This window comes from Microbacterium sp. HMH0099 (assembly GCF_049384025.1).
In the GTDB taxonomy this organism is placed as follows: domain Bacteria; phylum Actinomycetota; class Actinomycetes; order Actinomycetales; family Microbacteriaceae; genus Microbacterium.
The window spans coordinates 519,248-527,142 of sequence record NZ_JBMRJR010000001.1; the positions used below are offsets into that span (position 1 = coordinate 519,248).

The 7,895-nt window shown below is 69.5% G+C and carries 7 protein-coding genes; 3 read left to right on the forward strand and 4 right to left on the reverse strand.

The window, feature by feature from the left end; all coding sequences use genetic code 11:
• Nucleotides 1-105 precede the first annotated feature (105 nt).
• The gene (gene purS, locus ACO03V_RS02255) at nucleotides 106-354 is read left to right on the forward strand and encodes a phosphoribosylformylglycinamidine synthase subunit PurS (protein ID WP_367734206.1); all 249 of its coding nucleotides are present in this window, start codon (nucleotides 106-108) and stop codon (nucleotides 352-354) included.
• Nucleotides 351-1,058 (forward strand): phosphoribosylformylglycinamidine synthase subunit PurQ, encoded by a 708-nt coding sequence (purQ, locus tag ACO03V_RS02260; RefSeq protein WP_423136450.1) that lies wholly within the window; start codon nucleotides 351-353, stop codon nucleotides 1,056-1,058. The genes purS and purQ overlap by 4 nt, the downstream gene beginning before the upstream one ends.
• A 311-nt stretch (nucleotides 1,059-1,369) precedes the next feature.
• On the opposite strand, the gene ACO03V_RS02265 is transcribed toward purQ, so the two are convergent.
• Nucleotides 1,370-1,582 carry a hypothetical protein gene (locus ACO03V_RS02265; protein ID WP_423136451.1) on the reverse strand — a complete coding sequence of 71 codons (213 nt, stop codon included), beginning with the start codon at nucleotides 1,580-1,582 and terminating at the stop codon, nucleotides 1,370-1,372.
• A 757-nt stretch (nucleotides 1,583-2,339) separates the two neighbouring features.
• On the opposite strand from ACO03V_RS02265, the gene ACO03V_RS02270 reads away from it, so the two are divergent.
• Nucleotides 2,340-3,269: a 2-hydroxyacid dehydrogenase gene (locus ACO03V_RS02270; protein ID WP_423136452.1), complete on the forward strand. Its 930-nt coding sequence runs from the start codon at nucleotides 2,340-2,342 to the stop codon at nucleotides 3,267-3,269.
• 443 nt (nucleotides 3,270-3,712) lie between these two features.
• On the opposite strand, the gene ACO03V_RS02275 is transcribed toward ACO03V_RS02270, so the two are convergent.
• From ACO03V_RS02275 to mmsA, 3 genes are all read right to left on the reverse strand, one after another.
• Nucleotides 3,713-4,924 (reverse strand): ROK family protein, encoded by a 1,212-nt coding sequence (locus ACO03V_RS02275; RefSeq protein WP_367734197.1) that lies wholly within the window; start codon nucleotides 4,922-4,924, stop codon nucleotides 3,713-3,715.
• 138 nt (nucleotides 4,925-5,062) lie between these two features.
• Nucleotides 5,063-6,283 carry a multiple monosaccharide ABC transporter permease gene (mmsB, locus tag ACO03V_RS02280; RefSeq protein WP_367734195.1) on the reverse strand — a complete coding sequence of 407 codons (1,221 nt, stop codon included), beginning with the start codon at nucleotides 6,281-6,283 and terminating at the stop codon, nucleotides 5,063-5,065.
• 5 nt (nucleotides 6,284-6,288) lie between these two features.
• Entirely contained in the window at nucleotides 6,289-7,818 is a 1,530-nt protein-coding gene (mmsA, locus tag ACO03V_RS02285) for a multiple monosaccharide ABC transporter ATP-binding protein (RefSeq protein ID WP_423136453.1), read from the reverse strand.
• Nucleotides 7,819-7,895: the final 77 nt, after the last annotated feature.

Genomic DNA, 7,895 nt, shown 5'->3' on the forward strand with positions numbered 1-7,895 from the left:
CCTGTCCCCGGCGCATTGCCGCGGACGGCAGGGGGCGGCGGCGCAGCGCGGGGAGCGGGCGCTGCGTAGAATGGCATCCACACCCCTCCCGACCCTGGAGCTGCAATGCCCACCATCGTCGTCGACGTCATGCCCAAGGCCGAGCTCCTGGACCCGCAGGGGAAGGCCGTCGCCGGCGCCCTGTCGCGTCTCGGCGAGGACCGCTTCTCCGACGTCCGCATCGGCAAGCGCTTCGAGCTGACCGTCGCGGGCGAGGTCGACGAGGCCACCCTGGCCCGCGCACGCGAGCTCGCGGACGAGATGCTGTCGAACTCGGTCATCGAGGACGTCGTGAACATCGAGGTCGTGGAGTGACCGCCCGTATCGGCGTCATCACCTTCCCGGGGTCGCTCGACGACCGCGACGCGCAGCGCGCGATCCGCCTCGCCGGCGGCGAGCCCGTCGCCCTGTGGCACGGCGAGCACGATCTGAAGGGCGTGGACGCGCTCGTCCTGCCCGGCGGCTTCAGCTACGGCGACTACCTGCGCGCCGGCGCCATCGCCGCCTTCGCGCCGATCATGGCCGAGGTCAAGGACGCCGCCGCCAAGGGCATGCCCGTCCTCGGCATCTGCAACGGCTTCCAGATGCTCGTCGAGGCGCACCTGCTGCCCGGCGGACTGATCCGCAACGCCCATCAGCAGTTCATCCGCCGCGACCAGCGTCTGCGCGTCGAGAACGCCTCGACCGCCTGGACGAGCGACTTCTCCGAGGGCGACGAGATCGTCATCCCCCTGAAGAACGCCGACGGCGGATACATCGCGGATGCCGAGACCCTGGCCCGCGTGAACGGCGAGGGCCTCGTGACGTTCCGATATCTGGGCGTGAACCCGAACGGGTCGCTCGACGACATCGCCGGCCTCACCAACGAGCGCGGCAACGTCGTCGGCCTCATGCCGCACCCGGAGCACGCCGTCGAGCCGGGATTCGGTCCCGCCACCCCCGCGGCCATGCGCTCCGGCGTGGACGGCCTCAACTTCTTCACCTCGGCGGTCGCCGCGGTGGTCGGCGCCGCGGCCTGACGTCGTCCCGCGGTCCTCCTCGGGGCCGCGGCCGCGCCTCCTTCATCCCCGCGCCCGTCGGCGGACAGGGGGCGCGACTTCGCGGCATCCTGTCTCCCTTCTCTCGTGGGCGCCGTAGCGCCGCCCGCTCCTACCCGACAGGGAAGACCTGCTCGCAAAGACCTCGTCTACGGATCTCCCGCTGGGATGAATCAGGCGGCGGTTGCAACATGGATCCGTCCGCTGACGGGGCGGTTGGTGGGAGCGAGCGGCGCACCACTGACAATGAGCGGTTGTCCTATCCGGATGTCCACTCTCTCGGCGCGGGACCGTCAGCCTCGCGACCGTGCCACGCCCGCGATGACTGTGGCATGCGCGACCAGCGCGATGACGCAGAGAATTGCCGATAGCGGAGCTACGGCGGCCGGAATATCACCCGCCGTGAAGGTCGCCGCCACGATCGCCGGCAAGGTGAGGCAGACAAGCATCGTCACCCCCGCCGACAAACTCAGCAGCGCAATCCACATGACCCGTTCGCGAATCATTTCGCCTCAACACTTGTAGGTGTGCAGCGTGTAGTTGAATGTGTCATTTATCTTGTGCCATTTTCCGTCGCCTGTGACGTAATTTTTTGCTTGTGTAGTTCCGCCTGAACCGTAGAATCAGGCGCAAACCCCCCGGACGAGAAGGTAGCCGTCCACATCTCTGATGAAATCGCTTGAACTCTCGCCAGGACGCAAGTTGCGGGTGCTTCCAGTAGGCCTACCCTGGCTGGCATACCAATCTGCGCCGATGAGAATGGTGTAACGCGAGTCATTTGCGTTGGTTATCCGACCGCAGAATATCCCTCTGCAATCTCCTGCATAAGCGGCCGGGGCAGTGAACAGCAGCGAGCCCGCCGCCAGAGACACTGCCAGAAGGACAACCCTCGCCCTCCTCAGAAGCCTAAACCGCGTTTTGTAAATACCCATGTGAAGGATCCTTCCCAGCACCCTCACCAGTAATTCGCCGAGCGCCATTATCCGGACAGCGTCCCGTGGAAGCACCGAAGCGTCGCTCAATTCACCAGCCCGTTCACCCGCCACCCCTCGGCAGCCGGCGCGGCCGCGCCTCCGCGGCATCCCGTCACGCCCCGGGCGAGGCCTCTGTCCCTCTGCCGGGGGTGAGGGGAGGAGATGTCGGGAGCGGAGGATGCCACCGCCTCAAACGGCCCTCCCTTCGCGGCATCCCCTCCGTCCGACCCGCTCGACTCCCGCCGCAACCCCCGCCGGGGTCCGCAGGGCGCCGAGTTAGCGTGGACGTGTGACCTCCTCCACCCCCCTCGTCGTGTCCGTCCCCTCCGCGCAGCTCGCCGACGACCTCGGCGACCTCCCCGACGGCGTCGAGGTGGTGGTGTGGGACATGAAGAGCCCGGCTCCGCGTGAGCGCTTCGACATGGTCGTCCCGCCGTACATGTCGATGGACAACGTCATCGAGAGCCTCTCGTCGGTCGAGGTGGGCTTCGTGCAGGGCCAGTCGATCGGCTACGACAACATCGAGGGCCGACTGCCCGAAGGCATGGTCTTCGCGAACGCCTCGAGCGTGCACGAGACCGCCACCTCGGAGCTCGCCGTGACGCTCGCCCTGGCAGCCCAGCGTCGGATCCCGGACTTCGTGCGCGCGCAGGACCGCAGCGATTGGACCGGCGGCAGCGCTGCCGGCCTCGCCGACGCCCGCGTGACCCTCCTCGGCTTCGGCGGTGTGGGCCGCGCGATCGCCGCCCGGCTGAAGCCCTTCGAGGTCGAGCTGCGCGCGGTCGCCTCGCACGGGCGCCTGCAGGACGACGTCGAGGTCTTCCCCCTCGGCAAGCTCGACGAGGTGCTCGCCGAGACCGACATCCTCATCGCCTCGCTCCCCGGCGGCGACGCGACCCGCCACGTCATCGACGACCATGCGCTGTCCGCCCTGCCCGACGGCGCTCTGGTCGTGAACGTCGGCCGCGGCCCTCTCATCGACACGGACGCGCTCGTCGACCACGTTCGCCGCGGCCGCATCCGCGCCGCCCTCGACGTCACGGACCCGGAGCCCCTCCCGGCCGATCACCCGCTGTGGAGCCTCGACGGCGTGCTCATCGCCCCGCACGTGGGAGGGGCGACGGATGCCATGCGTCCCCGCATCGCCCGGCTCGTCCGGCGCCAGATCGAGCGACTTCATCGCGGCGAGGAGCCGCTGAACGTGGTGATCGGCGGCTGACGCCGGGTCCTTCCGGGTCCGTCCTCCGGAGTCGGTCGGGCCCGCGGCATCCATTCGGGTCGCTTCGAGAACCGTCGCGCGGACTTCGGGACGACACGCCGCGCGGCAGGACGGCCCTCACGGCGTGTCGGCCTCCGACTCCGCAGGACGGAGAAGAAGGGATGCCACGGCCCGCATCCATCGAAACGGTTCTGACAACCGTCGTGCGGACTTCGGGACGACACGCCGAGCGGCGAGACGTCCCCGACGGCGTGTCGGCCGCCAACTCCGCAGGACGGAGAAGAAGGGATGCCACGGCCGGCATCCATCGGAACGGCCCTGACAACCGTCGTGCGGACTTCGGGACGGCACGCCGGTCCTACGGGCGGCGGGAACGGCGTGTCGGCCGCCGACTCCGCAGGACGGACGACGACGACGCCGGGAAAAAGTCGGGCCGGCCGGGGTCAGCCGCGGAAGCCGGCCGGGTTGGACAGCAGGTCGGCGAAGGCCAGCTCCGCCGGTCCGACGAGCATCAGCCGCGACCGCAGGTGCGCGCGCTCGAGGCGGATCGCCCGCCCCTCCGCGCCGAGCGGGTGCACCCGGACGGCGTCGGCCAGACGCTCGCGACTGACGGACAGCAGCGCGCCGAGGTAGCCGGAGAGCACCACGGTCTCGGGGGCGAAGGCGTTCACGAAGTTCGTCAAAGCCAGCGAGAGCATCTCGACCTGGCGGGTGACCTCGGTCATGACCCGGGGGTCGCGGGCCACGCCGAGCTCGACGTCCAGCTCGTCCTCGTCGAGCTTGCGCCGACCGAGCAGGGGCTCGAGGATGTCCAGGCTCACCTCGGCCTCGAGGCATCCCCGGCGTCCGCAGACGCAGGCACGCCCTCGCGGGTCCACCACGGTGTGACCGAGCTCGCCGGCGTAGCCCGACGTCCCGCGGAGGAGGGTGCCATCGATGATGAGACCCCCGCCGATGCTGTGCATCGCGCCGCCGAGATAGAGCAGGTTGCCGACGCCGACCCCGACGCCGAAGCGGGACTCGGCGAGTGCGCCGATGCTGGCGTCGTTGCCCGCGGCGACGGGCATGCCGAGCTCGTCGGACAGGCGCGCAGACACGGGGTCGCGCTTCCAGCCGAGCGTCGGCGACACGAGCACCGAGCCGTTGGCGTTGACGAGGCCGGGGACGGCCAGCCCGGCACCGACGACGCGGTAGTGGCGGTCGATGTCGGCGCGCATGGCCTCGACCGACGAGGCGACGATCTGCACGAAGCGGCGCGGGGAGGGGGCGCTGGCGGTGTCATGGCGCAGACGCGCGTGCACCACGCCGCCGAGACCGACGAGGGCGACGGTCACGGCGTGCGGCTCCGCCCGGACGCTCAGCGCCGCGACGTGATCCTCCGGCTCGATGTCGAGGATGGGGCGCCCGACCTTGCCGGTGCGTTCCCCGCCCGGCGCCTCGCGGACGAGCCCCAGCTCGGTCAGCTCCATCACGAGCCCCGTCACCGTCGAGCGGTTGAGACCGGTCGTAGCCCCCAGCTGCGCGCGTGAGAGCGCTCCCTTGGAGTGGAGCAACGACAGCACGGACGCGAGGTTCTGCTGGCGGATCAGGTCGTTGGTCGTACGACCGGCCGGGGGTGCGAGCGGCGTCGCGGGCTCGAACACGGCAGGGGTCATGAGGGGCGCACCTCCCCCATCATCCCACCCACCGGAAGCCGAACGCCGCCGACCCGATGATCGGCGCGGCCGCGGCCCGCAGTGACCGACGCGGGGAGGGATGGGGAGCGCGGCCCGCGGCCGCGCTCCCCATCCCGGTCAGACACCGCCGTTGCGGCGCTTGTTGAAGATGTCGAACGCCACCGCCAGCAGCAGGACGATGCCCTTGATGGCCATCTGCCAGGCGGCATCCACGCTCAGGATCGACAGACCCATGTTCAGCACGCCCATGACGAGGCCGCCGACCACCGCTCCGACGACCGTGCCGATGCCGCCCTGGACCGCGGCGCCGCCGATGAAGACCGCGGCGATGGCGTCGAGCTCGTAGTTCTGCCCGGCGGCGGCGACGGCGCTGCCGGCGCGCGCGGTGCTGACCACGGCGGCGAGACCGGCGAGCGCACCCATGTTCACGAAGATGAAGAAGTTCACCCACTTCGTCTTCACACCGCTCATGATCGCGGCGAAGAGGTTGCCGCCCATGGCGTAGATGTGCCGGCCGAACGTCGTGCGATTGAGCACGAAGGTGTAGGCGAGCACGAGCACGGCCAGGATGATGAGCACGATGGGGGTGCCGTTGTAGGTCGCGAGCGTGAAGGCGGCGGCCATGATCACGACGACCGCGGCGGCGTTCTTCAGCCAGAACGACCAGGCGACCTCGCGCGGCAGGTCGAGGCGGCGGAGCGTGGCACGGGTACGCAGCTGCTGGACGACGAGCGCGGCGCTGGCGATCGCGCCGAGCACGAGCGTCAGGGCGTCCCAGTTGCCGAGGTAGCCGAGCGCGGGCGGCAGCCAGCCGGCACCGATGGCCGTGAAGCCGTCGGGCAGGCCGCTGATCGTGCCGCCGGTCAGCAGCACGAGGGTGAGTCCGCGGAAGAGCAGCATGCCGGCGAGGGTCACGATGAAGGCCGGTATGCCGACGAACGCGACCCAGAAGCCCTGCCACGCGCCGACGATCGCACCGACGACCAGCGAGAGCACCACCGCCAGGTACCACGGCAGGCCCCACTGGTTCATCGAGATCGCCGCGATCGCGCCGACCATCGCGACGACGGAGCCCACCGACAGGTCGATGTGGCCCGCGATGATGACCATCACCATGCCGATGGCGAGGATCAGCACGTACGCGTTCTGCTGGATGAGGTTGTTGACGTTGCCGGGCAGCAGCAGACGGCCGCCGGTGAGCACCTGGAACAGCGCGATGATGATGACGAGGGCGGCGAGGATGCCGAACTGACGGAAGTTGATGCGCGCCAGGATGCCGCGACGTCGCGGACCCGGTTGCGTCGGTGCCTCGACCGTCTGGGTGGATGCGGTGGCCATTGCTGTCAGTTCCTTCCGGCGGTCATGTGCCGCATGAGGTTCTCCTGCGTGGCGTCGTCGCGGCCGACCTCGGCCGTGATGCGTCCCTCGGAGATCGTGTAGATGCGGTCGGAGAGGCCGATGACCTCGGGCAGCTCCGACGAGATGACGATGACGGCCTTGCCCTGGGCCGCGAGCTCGTTGATGATCCCGTAGATCTCGTACTTGGCCCCGACGTCGATGCCCCGGGTGGGCTCGTCGAGGATCAGCACGTCGGGTCCGGTGAACATCCACTTGGACAGGACGACCTTCTGCTGGTTCCCGCCGGAGAGACGTCCGGTGATCGCGGCGACGCTGGGCGCCTTGATGTTCATCTTGTAGCGGTACGAGTCGGCGACCTTGTACTCGCGGTAGCGGTCCACGACCCCGAGCCGGGCGAGACGGGCCAGGGCGGATGCCGAGACGTTGACCTGGATGTCGCCGATGAGGTTCAGCCCGTACCTCTTGCGGTCCTCGGTCGCGTAGGCGATGCCGTGCTTGATGGCGGCGTCCACCGTCCGCACGTCGATCTGCCTGCCGTTCTTGTAGACCTCCCCGGAGATGCCGGTGCCGTACATGCGGCCGAAGATGCTCATCGCCAGCTCGGTGCGGCCGGCGCCCATGAGCCCGGCGAAGCCGACGATCTCGCCGGCGCGGACCATGAAAGACGCGTTCTGGATGACGACGCGCTCGGTGTCGACGGGGTGGTGCACCGTCCAGTTCTCCACCCGGAACAGCTCGTCGCCGATGTCGGGCTCCCGCGGCGGGAAGAGGCTGTTCAGGTCGCGGCCGACCATCGCGCGGATGATGCGGCCCTCGTCCGTCTCGGGGTCGGAGCGGAGCATCGTCTCGATCGTGCGGCCGTCGCGGATGATCGTGATGCGGTCGGAGATGCGGAGCACCTCCTTCAGCTTGTGGCTGATGATGATGCAGGTGATGCCCTGGGTGCGCAGCTGGTCGATGAGGTCGAGCAGGTGCGCCGAGTCGTCGTCGTTGAGGGCGGCGGTGGGCTCGTCGAGGATGAGGAGCTTGACCTCCTTGGCCAGCGCCTTCGCGATCTCGACCAGCTGCTGCTTGCCCACGCCCAGCTCGTAGATCTTGGTCGCCGGGTTCTCGCGCAGGCCGACGCGCTTGAGCAGCTCGGCCGCGGCGGTGTTCGTCGCGTTCCAGTCGATGACGCCGCGCCGGGACTTCTCGTTGCCGAGGAAGATGTTCTCGGCGATGGAAAGGTACGGGCTGAGGGCCAGCTCCTGGTGGATGATGACGATGCCGGCGGCCTCGCTGTCGTTGATGGAGCGGAAGGCCATCTCCTCGCCCTCGAGGGTGATCGTCCCCTCGAAGCTGCCGGCGGGGTAGACGCCGCTGAGCACCTTCATGAGCGTCGACTTGCCGGCGCCGTTCTCACCGCACACCGCGTGGACCTCGCCGCGGTACACGTCGATCGACACGTCGGCCAGCGCCGGGACCCCATTGAACGACTTGGAGATCCCCGTCATGCGCAGGATCGGTTCGGTCATGGTCTTTCCTCCCTCGCCCGCCGGGCGCAGGGTCGAGGGGGGGGGGGGGGGGGGGGGGGGGGGGGGGGGGGGGGGGG